The sequence below is a fragment of the Aeromonas allosaccharophila genome, assembly GCF_016026615.1.
Lineage (GTDB): Bacteria > Pseudomonadota > Gammaproteobacteria > Enterobacterales > Aeromonadaceae > Aeromonas > Aeromonas allosaccharophila.
This window is the reverse complement of record NZ_CP065745.1, coordinates 2,800,445-2,814,054: the sequence shown is the minus strand read 5'-3', so window position 1 is coordinate 2,814,054 and position 13,610 is coordinate 2,800,445. Positions and strand designations below refer to the sequence as shown.

The window sequence follows — 13,610 nt, the reverse complement described above, 5'->3', positions numbered from 1 at the left end:
ACTGCGAGGCGCATTGTAGGAGTTAGAATCGACCCGGGCAAACAAGAAAAATTGCACTTTTCAAATTAGTTTATCTAATGTATTGATTGATGAAGTTGGTTCGCATGAGTATGCATTCTTTGCAGTTTTAAATTGAGTTTTCGAATCAGATCGCCTGACCCGGATAACATGGGAAAAGGCGCGTCATCCACGCTTTTCAAATTAAACGGGGTGGCGGGATGTTAAATTCTTAAATTGATTTAAATCAATGTTTTACGTTTTGTCATGTTTTGTGATCCGGCTCGCGTCAATAATCGTGAAATAGATTAAAAATGCCTTTTAAAGCCATGTATGGCGGGTCCTTTTACATTGATTTCAATCAAATAAAGGTGATATAAAAACCCGGTCATCATGGGCGAGAATAAATTCAGGCTGATTGTTTTATAATTGTTAAACATTAGCTTTATTCGTGTTCTCGTATTGCCTTGTTGTTAATGCCAGTGGTTACTGAACGCGTTTTGTTGTGACATGTCTCAACGAGGCTCATTCGATAACCTCCAACGGAAGCTTTGTGCTTAAAACTTAAAATAGCCGTGCCAATAATCGGTGAGGAAACATCATGATTGCTGAGCATGTGGTAGACCTATCGCGGTTCCAGTTCGCTGCGACGGCCCTTTATCACTTTTTGTTTGTACCCCTGACGCTGGGAATGGCTTTTCTCCTGGCGATCATGGAATCCGTCTATGTGATGACCAACAACACCATCTACCGGGACATGACCAAATTCTGGGGTAAGTTGTTTGGTATCAACTTTGCCTTGGGGGTCACCACAGGCCTGGCCATGGAGTTCCAGTTCGGGACGAACTGGGCGTATTACTCCCATTATGTCGGCGATATCTTCGGGGCCCCGCTGGCCATCGAGGGGCTGATGGCCTTCTTCCTGGAGTCCACCTTCGTCGGTATGTTCTTCTTTGGTTGGGATCGTCTGAGCAAGCAGCAGCATCTGGTTGCCACCTGGTTGATGGCGCTGGGTACCAACCTCTCCGCCCTCTGGATCCTGGTCGCCAACGGCTGGATGCAGAACCCGGTCGGTGCCGAGTTCAACTTCGAATCCATGCGAATGGAGATGATGAGCTTCGCTGACGTGGTGCTCAACCCGGTTGCCCAGGTCAAGTTCGTCCACACTGTGGCGGCTGGCTATACCTGTGGCGCCATGTTTGTGCTGGGTATCTCCTCCTACTACCTGCTGAAGAATCGTGATGTGGCGTTTGCCCGTCGCTCCTTCGCCATTGCCGCCGCGTTCGGTATGGCTTCCATCGTGTCCGTGCTGATCCTCGGTGACGAATCCGGTTACGAGACCGGTGAAGTGCAGAAGGTGAAGCTGGCCGCTATCGAAGCCGAGTGGGAAACTGAACCTGCTCCGGCCGCATTTACCCTGTTCGGTATTCCGAATCAGGAAGAGATGCGCACCGACTACGCCATCAAGATCCCCTATGCGCTGGGCATTATCGCGACCCGTTCTCTGGACGGTCAGGTCACCGGTCTGAAGGATCTGAAGAGCGAGCACGAACTGCGTGTCCGTAACGGGATGACCGCTTACGATCTGCTGACCAAGCTGCAATCCGGTGACAAGTCTGACGAGACCCGCGCTCGCTTCGACGAAGTGAAGCAGGATCTGGGCTACGGTCTGCTGCTCAAGCGCTATACCAGCAACGTGACCGATGCCACTGACGATCAGATCAAGGCCGCGGTGGATGACTCCATCCCGCAGGTGCTGCCGCTGTTCTTCGCCTTCCGCATCATGGTTGCCGTCGGCATGCTGATGCTGGTGCTGATTGGTATGGCCTTCTATGACAGTGCCCGTCACCAGATCGGCCAGCGCAAGTGGCTGCTCAAGGGTCTGCTATGGGGTATCCCGCTGCCGTGGATCGCGATCGAAGCCGGCTGGTTTGTTGCTGAATATGGTCGCCAACCGTGGACCATTGCAGAGGTGTTGCCGACTTCCCTGTCTGCATCCAACTTGCCTGCAGCTGAAATCTGGTTCTCTCTGATCGGTATCTGCCTGTTCTATACCGTACTTCTGGTTATCGAGATGTACCTGATGTTCAAGTATGCCCGTCTTGGCCCCAGCAGCCTGAAGACTGGCAAGTATCACTTTGAACAGCTCAAGGCATAAGGAGAGCGACCATGTTTGATTACGAAACTCTGCGTGTCATCTGGTGGGCTCTGGTCGGCGTACTGCTGATCGGTTTTGCCATCACTGACGGCTTCGACATGGGGGTAGGCGCACTGCTCCCGTTCGTCGGCAAGAAAGATGTCGAGCGCCGCGTGATGCTCAACACCATGGGGCCGCACTGGGAAGGAAACCAGGTTTGGCTGGTGACTGCCGGCGGCGCCTTGTTCGCTGCCTGGCCGATGGTGTATGCCGCGACCTTCTCCGGCTTCTACATCGCCATGATCCTGACGCTGATGGCACTGTTCCTGCGTCCGGTCGGTTTCAAGTACCGCTCGCTGCGTGCTGATGCCAAATGGCGCAGCAACTGGGATTGGGCCTTGTTCGCCGGTAGCGCCGTGCCGCCCATCGTCTTTGGTGTGGCCTTTGGCAACCTGCTGCAAGGTGTTCCGTTCGAGTTTAACCAGTTCATGATGTTGACCTATCACGGCAACTTCTTTGGCTTGCTTAACCCGTTCGGTATCCTGGCTGGTCTGGTGAGCCTGTTCATGCTGCTCACCCAGGGAGCAACCTGGTTGATGATGAAGACCGATGGTGAAGTGCTGGCACGTTCCCGCACTGCCGCCATGATCTGCTCACTGCTGACCCTGGTGCTGTTTGCTGCCGCGGGTTGGTGGGTAAGCGGTATGGAAGGGTATGTCATCGTCAAGGCTGCCGCGACCGACGCGGTATCCAACCCGATGAACAAGGAAGTTGTCCTGCAGGCTGGTGCCTGGATGAACAACTACACCCTCTATCCGTGGATGGTGGCCGCTCCTGTACTGGGTCTGGCCATGAGCCTGCTGACTGCGCTGTTTGCCCGCATGAACATCGGCTGGCTGGCGTTTACCAGCTCCTCGCTGGCGATTGCCGGGGTCATCCTCACCGCCGGTTTCTCCATGTTCCCGTTCGTGATGCCCTCAAGCCTTGAGCCGTCACTGAGCCTGACCATGTGGGATGCTACCGCCTCTTTCAACACCTTGCAGGTGATGACTGTGGCTGCAGCGATCTTCGTACCGATTGTGCTGGGTTACACCCTCTGGACTTACATCAAGATGTTTGGCCGGGTAACCAACAAGCACATCGAAGATAACCAACAATCTCTCTATTAAGAGGTGCGCTGACAATGTGGTATTTCACCTGGATCCTGGGGCTGTTGCTGGCCTGTGCATTTGGCATCATCAATGCGCTGTGGCTGGAACACACCGAGAACATGGATCGTCAGATCGATGAAAACAAGTGATCGACTCGCCAGGCTGGCCGCTCCACTGGAGCGCCAGCCGTGGCAGGGGTTGATGTTACTCGCGGCGGCCTTGTTGGCCGTCGCTATTTTACAGGCCCCCAATCTGATCGCGGCCAACACCAGCGAGCATGGTCTCTGGCTTGCTCCCTGGCTGATGTGGGCCGTCTGTTGTGGCGTGCTTAACGGGCTTGGCTTTCATCTGAAAAGCCTGCCCGGACGTGTGCTGTTCAACCCCTGGCTCGCCTGGCCCAGTTTGTTGTATGGCCTCTGGCTGACACATTCATATTTCCTTTCATAAAAAACGGGGGGAGGCAGGATTTCCCTGTCTCCCCCTGCTTCTTTCCTATTCAGCCCTGCGCTATGATAGCCCCCCATCTGACTGTCGAATGGATCACAGATTGTTATGGGGGAAGTCTTTGAGTTTCCGGTGCGTGTCTACTACGAGGACACCGACGCCGGGGGCATCGTCTACAACGCCAATTATCTCAAGTTTATGGAACGCGCTCGCACCGAGTTTCTTCGTGCCAAAGGGGTCGAACAGGACGTCTGGCTGCAGGAGGGATATGCCTTCGTGGTGAGCCGAACTGAGATCGATTTCCGCTCGGCGGCCCGTTTTAATGAACTTTTAACTGTATTAACGCAAGTGATTGAAGTGAAACGCGCATCCCTGCGTTTTTCGCAGCAGATCCTGGCGGCTGATGGACGACTGATCACCCAGGCCATGGTACAGATAGCCTGTGTCAGTCATCCGCAAATGAAACCTGTAGCTATACCTGAAAAAATCAAGGGAGTGCTGTTAAGTGCACGCTGAAATTTCGTTTATTGGCCTGTTTTGGCAAGCCAGCCTGTTGGTAAAACTGGTCATGATGACCCTGATGAGCATGTCTATTGTCTCGTGGGCGCTGATTATCCAGCGCTCCAAGGCGATCAAGGCGGCCAATCTCGCATCGGAACAGTTTGAAGATCGCTTCTGGTCAGGGGTCGATCTCAATCGCCTCTATCAGGAGTCCTCTTCCCGCCGCGATGATATCGAAGGCATGGAAGATATCTTCTACTCCGGCTTCAAGGAGTATGCCCGCTTGCTCAAGGCCGGTGCCCGCGGTCAGGATGCGGTGATGGACGGTACCTACCGTGCCATGCGCGTCTCTCTCTCCCGTGCGGTGGATGAACTTGAATCCAACCTGCCGGTGCTGGCGACCATCGGCTCCATCAGCCCCTATATCGGTCTGTTCGGTACCGTATGGGGGATCATGAACGCCTTTATCGCCCTCGGTCAGGTGCAGCAGGCCACCCTGCAGATGGTGGCACCGGGTATCGCGGAAGCGCTGATCGCTACCGCCATGGGTCTGTTTGCCGCGATCCCGGCGGTTATCTTCTACAACCGCTTCTCCAACAAGGTCGAGCGGCTGGAAAACGCCTACGCCAACTTCATGGACGAGTTCACCACCATTCTGAACCGTCAAATTGCACAGCAGCAGGGTGATCAGTAATGCAAACCTATCAGCGGATCCGGCGCAAGAAGGTGGCCGAGATCAACGTGGTTCCCTATATCGACGTCATGCTGGTGCTGCTTATCATCTTTATGGCGGTCACGCCGGTGATCACGCAAGGGGTCAAGGTGGATCTGCCACAGGCTGAGTCCGAGCAGTTGCCGGAAGATGCCAAGCCGCCCTTCATCGTCAGCGTCAATACCGAAGGCGAGTATGTCATCAAGGCTGGCGAAGCCGATGATGAGCCGGTGCCAAGTGGCACGCCAGAGGCGATGCAGCAATACATCACCGAAAAAGCCATGGGCTATCTGGCGATCAACCAGAATGCCCCCGTGGTGGTCGCGGGTGACAAGGCCGTGCGCTACGAAGAGGTGATCCTGTTGATGGTGGCCCTCAAGAATGCGGGCGTGCCTCAGGTTGGCCTGATGACAGATCCGGTGAACTAACGGAGATGGATGTGAAGCGTGGTATTTCCGGTTATCTCATCGCGTCGTTTCTGCTGCACCTGATCATCGGCATCATCCTGTTTGTCGGGCTCGATTTCAGCAAACCGAAACGACCCGAATCGAAGGGGCAGATCGTCAATGCCGTCATGCTCGATGAGAATTTCCTCAACGAACAGGCCAAGCAGATCCAGCAGCAGAAATCTCAGCCCAAGCCTCAGAAGGTAGAGAAAGAGAAGGATAAGGAAGACACGGACCTCGCCAAGCGCGAGCTGGCTCAGAAACAGGAGCAGCTTCGCATCGCCGAGACCAAGCGCAAGCAGGCCGAAGAGGCCACCCGCAAGGCCGAGGCCGAGAAGCAGAAGAAAGTGGCCGAGCAGAAGCAGGCGGAAGAGAAGGCCCAAAAAGCCGAGGAAGCCCGCAAGCTGGAAGAGCAGAAGACCAAGAAGGCCGAAGCCGAGCGTAAAGCGGCGGAAGCCGAGAGCAAGGCGCTGGCGCTGAAGAAGAAAAAGGAACAAGAGAAGAAAGAGGCCGAGGAGAAGGCCAAGGCGGCCGAAGCCAAGGCCAAGAAAGCGGAAGCTGACAAGAAAGCCAAGGCCGAAGCCGAGAAGAAAGCCAAGGCAGAGGCTGAGAAAAAAGCCAAAGCCGACGCCGAGAAGAAGGCCAAGGAAGAGGCTGACAAAAAGGCAAAAGCTGACGCAGAGAAGAAAGCCAAGGCAGAGGCCGACAAGCAGGCCAAGATCGCGGCTGAGCGCAAGCGTAAAGCAGCCGAGCAGGCCAAGCTGCAAAAAGAGATGGAAGAGATGATGCAGCAGCAGCTGGCGGCTGAGGCGAATGCCCGCAGTCAGGCAGCATCGGCAGCAGCCCAGGGCGAAGTCGACAAGTATGCGGCGCTCATCAAGGCCACTGTTGAGCGGTATATGATTTTGGATCCCACCATGCGGGGCAAAACATGTACTATCGGCGTACGTCTTGCGAGCAGTGGCTTTGTCATATCGGTAGATAACGGCCAGGGTGACCCGGCGGTCTGTCGTTCCGGTAAGGCAGCTGTCCTGAAAGCCAATCAACTGCCTGTGCCGAAGGATCCTGCGGCATTCGAGATGTTGAAGGAATTTAACCTGAAGTTAGAACCGAGTATCTAAGCGTGATAAAACGAGGTTGTTTACAAGTGGTTGGCAGCGTCTCGCAGAGAAAGGAATTTAACCGCTCATTTTTATTGGAACCGAGTATTTAAGCCATGATCAGAAAAGTATTTTTTGCTTTGGTTGGCTGTTTGTTGCTGGGCCAGAGTGCTCAGGCGGCCCTGGACATCGTCATCACCGGCGGTATTGATAGCGCACGCCCCATCGCCGTCGCCCCCTTCAAGTGGGAAGGCAACGGGCAGCTGCCGCAGGACATCGCGGAAGTGGTCTCCAACGACCTGATGCGCAGCGGCAAGTTCAAGCCGCTGGCCCGTGGCCAGATGCCGCAGACCCCGAGCAGCAGCAGCGAGATCAACTTCGCGCCCTGGGCTTCCCAAGGGGTTGAAGCCGTGGTGGTGGGTTCCATTTCGGCAGTCGGTGACGGCACTTACAAGATCAACTTCGAGCTGGTCGATGTGCTGAAAGGTCAGCTGGCCAAGGCGCAAGGTGGCGAGAGCAACGGTTACATCCTGGATAGCCGTATGGCGACCATCCCGGGTGCCCAGATGCGCCAGTTTGCCCACCGCATCTCCGACATCGTCTATGAGCGTCTGACTGGCGAGCGCGGTGCCTTCCTGACCCGTCTGGCTTACGTCTCCGTGCAGCAGGGTACCCAGTTCCCGTATCAGCTGCGCATTTCTGATTACGACGGCTACAACGAGAAGACCCTGCTGCGCTCCCGCGAGCCGCTGATGTCTCCCTCCTGGTCGCCGGATGGCAGCAAGCTGGCCTACGTGAGTTTCGAGAACCAGAAATCCGAAATCTACGTGCAGGATATCTACACCCAGCAGCGCAGCCTGATCACCAGTTTCCGTGGTATCAACGGGGCGCCGGAGTGGTCTCCGGATGGTCGTCGTCTGGCTATCGTTCTCTCCAAAGATGGGTCACCGAACCTCTATGTGGTTGATGTCGCTAGCAAGCAGTTGACCAGGGTGACTACCAGCCGGGTGATCGACACCGAACCCTCCTGGCTGCCGGACGGGCAAAATTTGTTGTTCACCTCTGAACGTGGTGGCAAACCCCAGATTTATAGCGTAAATTTGGCGACTGGTATGACTCGCCGGATGACTTGGGAAGGTGAATCCAACCAGGGTGCATCCATTACTCCTGATGGCAAAATCATGGTGATGGTAACCCGTGTTCAGGGGCAATACCGTATTGCCCGTCAGGACATGGAAAACAATGCCCAGTTGGTCCTGACTCAGAGCGCACTTGACGAGTCCCCAAGTGTGGCACCCAATGGCAGCATGATCATTTATGCCACCATCTATCAGGGTCGTAAGAGTCTCGCATTGGTGTCGACTGATGGTCGCTTCAAGGCTGTGCTTCCGACCAGTAGCGGTGAAATTCGTGCACCAGCTTGGTCGCCCTTCTTGAATTGATAAAAATCCAATTGTTTTTTGTTTTGTTATAAAGGTTTAAGGAAATAGCATGCAACTCAATAAACTGCTCAAGGGTTTGGCCATCGCACTGCCACTGTTCACCCTGGCCGCTTGTAGTTCTTCTTCTGATTCTGACGCCGCTGGCGCTGAGTCAGGTATGACCGACGGCATGGGCGGTGTACAAACCGGCGGCGCCAACGGCATGTTGTCCCCGGAAGAGCAGATGCGTCAGAAGTTCGAAGCACTGCAACGTGACAACGTGATCTACTTCCCGTTCGACGGTTACGATATCCAGGGTCAGTACGCTGATCTGCTGGATGCCCACGCCAGCTACCTGCGCGAGCGCCCGAGCGTTAAAGTCCTGATCGAAGGTCACGCCGATGAGCGCGGTACTCCGGAGTACAACATCGCCCTGGGCGAGCGTCGTGCCAAGGCTGTCGCCAAGTATCTGCAAACCCTGGGTGTGCAGGCCGAGCAGCTCTCCATCGTCAGCTATGGCGAAGAGAAGCCGCTGGACATGTCTCACACCGAGGATGCCTTTGCCAAAAACCGCCGCGCGGTTCTGGTTTACTAAGGTTTGAACCGAACGAAGTTCGTTTATATGCAAGCGGCCATTTCGATGGCCGTTTTATTTGCACTAAACGCCAAGGTTTGATCCGAATGAAATCTGTATAAGCGAGCGACGATGGCGCTGGCCGTTTTATTTGCACTAAACGCTAAGGTTTGATCCGAATGAAATCTGTGTACAAGCAAGCTGTTGTTGCGCTGGCCGTATTGGTTGCTCTGAATGCGCATGCGGCGGCTCCTGTCAGCGATCTGGGCGGTGACTCGGGTGGCGGGGTTGTCCTTAGCGGCAACAACGGCGCCATCGTGCCCACCGGTAGCCTGGAAGATCGGGTTGCCCTGCTGGAGCGCACCCTCAATGCCCGTCTGCGGCTGCAAGCTGAATTGCAGCAACAGGTCGACTCCCTGCAAGGGGAGGTTTCCGAGCTGCGTGGTCAGCTGGAACAGCAGACCTATCAGATGGAACAGTCGCAAGAGCGCCAGCGTCAGCTCTATCAGGAGCTCGACAAGGTTGCCAGCAGCCAGCAGGCTGCTCCGGCGGCAGCGGCCCCTGCTGCTGCCGCTACACCGGCTGCCGCAGCCAATTACTCAACCAATCAGGATGAGAATCAGGCCTACGACGCCGCGGTCAACATGGTGCTCAAAGAGAAGAACTATGACAAAGCCATTCCGGCTTTCCAGGGCTTCATCAAGCAGTACCCCAATTCAGGCTATGTCCCCAATGCACACTACTGGCTCGGCCAGTTGCTGTTCAACAAGGGTGACAGAGCCGGCGCCTCGGCCCAGTTCTCGACCGTGGCCAACAAATACAGCAAATCCCCCAAACGTGCCGATGCGCTGCTGAAGCTGGGTATGCTGGCGCAGCTGGATGGCAAGAAAGCGGAAGCCAAAACCTTCTATGAGCAGGTGATCAAGGGCTATCCCAACACCTCGCCGGCCCAGTTGGCCAAACAGAGTCTGGCCAAGCTGTAACATTGCTGTATGTCACTGTTTTCGTAACGCTACTGTAAAAACAGCCCACATTTGTACGCACAGTGAGCAAACGGATTTAAATTACGAATTTTCTGTTGCACCGGAAATTTAAATCCGTAATATAGGCCGCCGTCAGAGCCGAAGCAGTAATGCAGTCGGAACTGGTCGTGGTGAGGGTCGTTAGCTCAGTCGGTAGAGCAGTTGACTTTTAATCAATTGGTCGCTGGTTCGAATCCAGCACGACCCACCATTTTCTCCACTCGGTGGAGACAGAATTCCCAGGTCGTTTAGCTCAGCTGGGAGAGCACCTCCCTTACAAGGAGGGGGTCACTGGTTCGATCCCAGTAACGACCACCAGTTTGTAAGTAAAAATGATTTAGATGGGTCGTTAGCTCAGTCGGTAGAGCAGTTGACTTTTAATCAATTGGTCGCTGGTTCGAATCCAGCACGACCCACCATCATTTCAAGAATCCCAGGTCGTTTAGCTCAGCTGGGAGAGCACCTCCCTTACAAGGAGGGGGTCACTGGTTCGATCCCAGTAACGACCACCAGTTTGTAAGTAAAAATGATTTAGATGGGTCGTTAGCTCAGTCGGTAGAGCAGTTGACTTTTAATCAATTGGTCGCTGGTTCGAATCCAGCACGACCCACCATCATTTCAAGAATCCCAGGTCGTTTAGCTCAGCTGGGAGAGCACCTCCCTTACAAGGAGGGGGTCACTGGTTCGATCCCAGTAACGACCACCAGTTTGTAAGTAAAATGATTTAGATGGGTCGTTAGCTCAGTCGGTAGAGCAGTTGACTTTTAATCAATTGGTCGCTGGTTCGAATCCAGCACGACCCACCATCATTTCAAGAATCCCAGGTCGTTTAGCTCAGCTGGGAGAGCACCTCCCTTACAAGGAGGGGGTCACTGGTTCGATCCCAGTAACGACCACCAGTTTGTAAAAAATGATTTAGATGGGTCGTTAGCTCAGTCGGTAGAGCAGTTGACTTTTAATCAATTGGTCGCTGGTTCGAATCCAGCACGACCCACCATCATTTCAAGAATCCCAGGTCGTTTAGCTCAGCTGGGAGAGCACCTCCCTTACAAGGAGGGGGTCACTGGTTCGATCCCAGTAACGACCACCATATTTGTAGTAAAAAACGTAAGTAAAAATGATCTAGATGGGTCGTTAGCTCAGTCGGTAGAGCAGTTGACTTTTAATCAATTGGTCGCTGGTTCGAATCCAGCACGACCCACCATCATTTCAAGAATCCCAGGTCGTTTAGCTCAGCTGGGAGAGCACCTCCCTTACAAGGAGGGGGTCACTGGTTCGATCCCAGTAACGACCACCATATTTGTAGTGAAAAGCGTAAGAAAAAGCTGAAATCTGTAGCAATGTTTCAGAGAAAAATCCCCACTCAGGTGGGGATTTTTTTTGCCCGCAATTCAGTCCTCCAACATCTTCTGTTGCCGTTGTGACGAGCCGAACGCCACCTCTTATCGTGCCACACCGCCACACCGCCACACCGCCACACCGCCACATAGCAACATCGCACCTCCTCTACTCTGCTCTGCCGAGATTGCCCGACTGCACTCCTGTCCATCGTGATGCTGCCCATATGAATGCCAGCCATAAAATAAACGTCAGCAATAAAAAGGGCAGGCCAAGGCCTGCCCGCAAGGGGGCGCAAAGCGTTACATGATCCCGCGGATCAGGATCCCGCTGATCAGCAGCGGCGCCACCACGCGCCAGCACCAGAGCAGTGCCAGACGCAGGGCGGGTGAGAGGCCCGCAGGCAATATGGCATCACCCAGTCGCCAGCCCAGCAGCAGGGTCAGCACCAGCCCAAACAGCGGCATCATCAGGTTGGAGGTGAGGTAGTCGAGCAGCTCGAAGATGGTTTTGCCAAACAGGGTCAGATCGCTCCATGGACCGAACGACAGGCTCACCGGAATGCCGGAGGCCATGATGAGCAGGGTCAGCACCCGGCAGGCGCCACGACGCGACCAGCCCCACTCCTCGGTGGTGAAGCGCACCAGATGCTCCAGCATGGAGATGGAGGAGGAGAGCGCGGCGACCAGCAGCAGCAGGAAGAAGATCACACCTAACCCCTGACCGAACGGCAGATGGCTGAACACGGCAGGCATGGTCATAAAGGTGAGCCCGGGCCCGGCAGTCGGGTCGATGCCGGTGGAGGCCAGCGCCGGGAAGATCATCAGCCCAGCCAGTACCGAGATTATGCTCGCCAGGGTGACCACCCAGACGCCGGAGCGCACAACCCCTTCGCTATTGGGCAGGTAGGCGCCATAGGTGGTGTGTACCCCGAGCCCGATGGAGAGGGAGAAGAAGGCCAGTCCCAGCGCATCCAGCACGCTCTGGCCGGTCAGCATGGAGAAGTCCGGCAGCAGCAGCTGACGTACCCCCGCCATGGAGCCCGGCATGGAGAGACCAACACCCACCAGCAGCAACATCATGATGAACAGCGCAGGCATCATCCAACGCAGTGCCCGCTCCACCCCTTTCTGAATGCCCCCCTGCACGAACCACCAGGTGAGACCTGCGAAGATCAGATGGGTCAGCACCGGCCACCAGGGGTTGCTGACATAGCCATTGAACAGGGCGGTCAGCGCACTTCCCTCGCTCAGGTTGAGCTTGCCAGCCATCGCAAGGGCGGCGTAGCCCACGGTCCAGCCACCGACCACGCTGTAGAAGCTGTAGATAAAGAAGCCGCAGAGGATCCCCATATACCCCATCCAGCGCCAGTTCGGCCCCACCAGCTTGCGGAAGGCACCGAGCACCCCGCGCTGGCTATGGCTGCCGAGCAGGGTCTCACCGACCTGTACCGCCACCCCGAGGGTGAAGCTGAACAGCAGAAACACCAGCAGGAAGGCGCCACCGCCATTGGTGGCGGTCACATAGGGAAACTTCCAGATGGCACCAAGGCCAATCGCGGTGCCTGCTGCGGCCAGCACATGACCAAGACGGGAAGACCACTGAACCTGGCTCATACAACCTCCGGGTAACACGACATCGAAGTAATACTCCTGAGTAGCAATAAACGACAGACAACAAAAAGGCCGCCCGAGGCGACCTTTGCAATGAACATTCAGAAAACTGTGCGTGCAGGGTCACCTCTCTTGCGAGCTAAAAAATCGACCAAACAGCACGAGGATGGAAGACATGGGGTGACAGCCTGAAAACGAGTGAGGGAACAGCCTAAACCATGGAAAGAATAATTGACACATAAAATCAAAAATTTTTTATGTGGGCAGCTATCGCCACACTTCCACTGCGTACCACTCGATGGACAAGCCTGTCGCCGGGCTGCATCTTTTCTACCCAGTGGCTATTTACTGGGCGATAATCGTCAAAGCTTCTTATGGAACTAGTGGCCACCACATGGCGCTGACGGGATAAAAAATATGACAGGATGTCGTATGAGATGGATGGTGCTGCCCTGGCTGCTGGCCTGCCTGGGTGTGTCGGCACAGCCCGGGCTCACGCTGCTCAGTCACGATTTACCCCCTTTTACCGAATACCGCGACGGCAAGCTCGACGGATTCGTCATCCGCTTGATCGATGAGGTGCAGCAGGAGCTTGGCACCCGCTATCCGGTGCGAATTTACCCGCTCAAGCGGGCGCTGGCACTGGCGCGGGTCGAGCCCGGCTATGGCCTGTTCGTGGTTCAGCGACTCCCGGAGCGGGAGTCCCATTTCAAATGGGTGGGGCCACTCTTTATCAATCGGGTGTTTATCTATCAGGTGCCCGGGAGCCGCCACCCGCTGACTTCGCTGGCCCAACTGCGGGATCTGCCCAGAGTGGGCGTGGTATTGGGCAATGCGGATGATGTGCGGTTGACCCACGAGGGGTATACCAATCTGGTGCGCTATCAGACGGTCACCGAGGCGATAGATCGGCTGATGTTGGGCAAGATCGATGCTTTGCCGATGGCGGAGCTGGTGATGGATGCCACCCTCGACAAGATGGGGCTATCCCGCCGCAGCGTGGCCAGCAGTGGCGTACTGCTCCATCAGGCCGGTCTCTATATCGTCTTCTCCAGGGGGACGGATGATGCCGAGATCACCCGCTGGCAGCATGCCCTTGATGCCGTCAGAGCCGCACAGGGGCGGGCCGGCGGGCCCACCCGCGAAGAGTAACC

The 13,610-nt window shown here is 55.4% G+C and carries 13 protein-coding genes and 12 tRNA genes; 24 read left to right on the top strand and 1 reads right to left on the bottom strand.

The window, feature by feature from the left end; genetic code table 11:
* The first annotated feature begins 598 nt into the window (after positions 1 to 598).
* The 23 genes from I6G90_RS12755 to I6G90_RS12645 all read left to right on the top strand — a co-directional run bounded on the left by I6G90_RS12755 (position 599) and on the right by I6G90_RS12645 (position 10,802).
* Positions 599 to 2,155: a cytochrome ubiquinol oxidase subunit I gene (locus tag I6G90_RS12755; RefSeq protein WP_042656377.1), complete on the top strand. Its 1,557-nt coding sequence runs from the start codon at positions 599 to 601 to the stop codon at positions 2,153 to 2,155.
* Positions 2,156 to 2,166: 11 nt separating this feature from the next.
* On the top strand, positions 2,167 to 3,303 hold the full coding sequence (gene cydB / locus I6G90_RS12750; RefSeq protein WP_197927775.1) for a cytochrome d ubiquinol oxidase subunit II: 1,137 nt from the start codon (positions 2,167 to 2,169) through the stop codon (positions 3,301 to 3,303).
* Between the two features lie 14 nt (positions 3,304 to 3,317).
* Positions 3,318 to 3,434, top strand: a complete 117-nt coding sequence (gene cydX, locus I6G90_RS12745) for a cytochrome bd-I oxidase subunit CydX (RefSeq protein ID WP_005304933.1) — start codon at positions 3,318 to 3,320, stop codon at positions 3,432 to 3,434.
* Positions 3,421 to 3,732, top strand: a complete 312-nt coding sequence (locus I6G90_RS12740) for a cyd operon YbgE family protein (RefSeq protein ID WP_041202810.1) — start codon at positions 3,421 to 3,423, stop codon at positions 3,730 to 3,732. Before cydX ends, I6G90_RS12740 begins: the two co-directional genes overlap by 14 nt.
* Positions 3,733 to 3,837: 105 nt before the next feature.
* On the top strand, positions 3,838 to 4,245 hold the full coding sequence (gene ybgC / locus I6G90_RS12735) for a tol-pal system-associated acyl-CoA thioesterase (protein WP_042063599.1): 408 nt from the start codon (positions 3,838 to 3,840) through the stop codon (positions 4,243 to 4,245).
* Entirely contained in the window at positions 4,235 to 4,924 is a 690-nt protein-coding gene (gene tolQ / locus I6G90_RS12730; RefSeq protein ID WP_042063600.1) for a protein TolQ, read from the top strand. Before ybgC ends, tolQ begins: the two co-directional genes overlap by 11 nt.
* Positions 4,924 to 5,370, top strand: coding sequence for a protein TolR (tolR, locus tag I6G90_RS12725; RefSeq protein WP_005335733.1), 447 nt, complete (start codon positions 4,924 to 4,926; stop codon positions 5,368 to 5,370). Before tolQ ends, tolR begins: the two co-directional genes overlap by 1 nt.
* Positions 5,371 to 5,375: 5 nt before the next feature.
* On the top strand, positions 5,376 to 6,509 hold the full coding sequence (gene tolA / locus I6G90_RS12720) for a cell envelope integrity protein TolA (RefSeq protein WP_042063601.1): 1,134 nt from the start codon (positions 5,376 to 5,378) through the stop codon (positions 6,507 to 6,509).
* Positions 6,510 to 6,604: 95 nt separating this feature from the next.
* Complete coding sequence (tolB, locus tag I6G90_RS12715; RefSeq protein WP_033135654.1) at positions 6,605 to 7,930, top strand: Tol-Pal system beta propeller repeat protein TolB; 1,326 nt, start codon at positions 6,605 to 6,607, stop codon at positions 7,928 to 7,930.
* Between the two features lie 49 nt (positions 7,931 to 7,979).
* Positions 7,980 to 8,504, top strand: a complete 525-nt coding sequence (pal, locus tag I6G90_RS12710) for a peptidoglycan-associated lipoprotein Pal (protein WP_005304908.1) — start codon at positions 7,980 to 7,982, stop codon at positions 8,502 to 8,504.
* A gap of 158 nt (positions 8,505 to 8,662) precedes the next feature.
* Positions 8,663 to 9,466, top strand: coding sequence for a tol-pal system protein YbgF (gene ybgF, locus I6G90_RS12705; RefSeq protein WP_042063603.1), 804 nt, complete (start codon positions 8,663 to 8,665; stop codon positions 9,464 to 9,466).
* Positions 9,467 to 9,640: 174 nt separating this feature from the next.
* Positions 9,641 to 9,716, top strand: a tRNA-Lys gene (locus tag I6G90_RS12700).
* Positions 9,717 to 9,747: 31 nt separating this feature from the next.
* A tRNA-Val gene (locus I6G90_RS12695) sits at positions 9,748 to 9,823 on the top strand.
* 25 nt (positions 9,824 to 9,848) lie between these two features.
* Positions 9,849 to 9,924, top strand: a tRNA-Lys gene (locus I6G90_RS12690).
* A gap of 17 nt (positions 9,925 to 9,941) precedes the next feature.
* Positions 9,942 to 10,017, top strand: a tRNA-Val gene (locus I6G90_RS12685).
* Positions 10,018 to 10,042: 25 nt separating this feature from the next.
* A tRNA-Lys gene (locus I6G90_RS12680) sits at positions 10,043 to 10,118 on the top strand.
* 17 nt (positions 10,119 to 10,135) lie between these two features.
* Positions 10,136 to 10,211 (top strand) — tRNA-Val (locus I6G90_RS12675).
* 24 nt (positions 10,212 to 10,235) lie between these two features.
* A tRNA-Lys gene (locus I6G90_RS12670) sits at positions 10,236 to 10,311 on the top strand.
* A 17-nt stretch (positions 10,312 to 10,328) separates the two neighbouring features.
* Positions 10,329 to 10,404: transfer RNA gene (locus I6G90_RS12665), tRNA-Val, on the top strand.
* 22 nt (positions 10,405 to 10,426) lie between these two features.
* Positions 10,427 to 10,502 (top strand) — tRNA-Lys (locus I6G90_RS12660).
* Between the two features lie 17 nt (positions 10,503 to 10,519).
* Positions 10,520 to 10,595 (top strand) — tRNA-Val (locus I6G90_RS12655).
* Between the two features lie 38 nt (positions 10,596 to 10,633).
* A tRNA-Lys gene (locus I6G90_RS12650) sits at positions 10,634 to 10,709 on the top strand.
* Between the two features lie 17 nt (positions 10,710 to 10,726).
* Positions 10,727 to 10,802: transfer RNA gene (locus I6G90_RS12645), tRNA-Val, on the top strand.
* 343 nt (positions 10,803 to 11,145) lie between these two features.
* Here I6G90_RS12645 and I6G90_RS12640 read toward each other — a convergent pair.
* On the bottom strand, positions 11,146 to 12,459 hold the full coding sequence (locus tag I6G90_RS12640; protein WP_197927773.1) for a sodium-dependent transporter: 1,314 nt from the start codon (positions 12,457 to 12,459) through the stop codon (positions 11,146 to 11,148).
* A 429-nt stretch (positions 12,460 to 12,888) separates the two neighbouring features.
* Here I6G90_RS12640 and I6G90_RS12635 point away from each other — a divergent pair, with 429 nt between their 5' ends.
* Complete coding sequence (locus I6G90_RS12635) at positions 12,889 to 13,608, top strand: substrate-binding periplasmic protein (RefSeq protein ID WP_197927771.1); 720 nt, start codon at positions 12,889 to 12,891, stop codon at positions 13,606 to 13,608.
* The last annotated feature ends 2 nt before the right edge of the window (positions 13,609 to 13,610 follow it).

Coding starts and splice junctions, on each gene's coding strand:
- I6G90_RS12755 (WP_042656377.1), top strand. CDS start 599: ATGATTGCTGAGCATGTGGTAGACCTATCGCGGTTCCAGTTCGCTGCG.
- cydB (WP_197927775.1), top strand. CDS start 2,167: ATGTTTGATTACGAAACTCTGCGTGTCATCTGGTGGGCTCTGGTCGGC.
- cydX (WP_005304933.1), top strand. CDS start 3,318: ATGTGGTATTTCACCTGGATCCTGGGGCTGTTGCTGGCCTGTGCATTT.
- I6G90_RS12740 (WP_041202810.1), top strand. CDS start 3,421: ATGAAAACAAGTGATCGACTCGCCAGGCTGGCCGCTCCACTGGAGCGC.
- ybgC (WP_042063599.1), top strand. CDS start 3,838: ATGGGGGAAGTCTTTGAGTTTCCGGTGCGTGTCTACTACGAGGACACC.
- tolR (WP_005335733.1), top strand. CDS start 4,924: ATGCAAACCTATCAGCGGATCCGGCGCAAGAAGGTGGCCGAGATCAAC.
- tolA (WP_042063601.1), top strand. CDS start 5,376: ATGGATGTGAAGCGTGGTATTTCCGGTTATCTCATCGCGTCGTTTCTG.
- tolB (WP_033135654.1), top strand. CDS start 6,605: ATGATCAGAAAAGTATTTTTTGCTTTGGTTGGCTGTTTGTTGCTGGGC.
- pal (WP_005304908.1), top strand. CDS start 7,980: ATGCAACTCAATAAACTGCTCAAGGGTTTGGCCATCGCACTGCCACTG.
- ybgF (WP_042063603.1), top strand. CDS start 8,663: ATGAAATCTGTGTACAAGCAAGCTGTTGTTGCGCTGGCCGTATTGGTT.
- I6G90_RS12640 (WP_197927773.1), bottom strand. CDS start 12,459: ATGAGCCAGGTTCAGTGGTCTTCCCGTCTTGGTCATGTGCTGGCCGCA.
- I6G90_RS12635 (WP_197927771.1), top strand. CDS start 12,889: ATGAGATGGATGGTGCTGCCCTGGCTGCTGGCCTGCCTGGGTGTGTCG.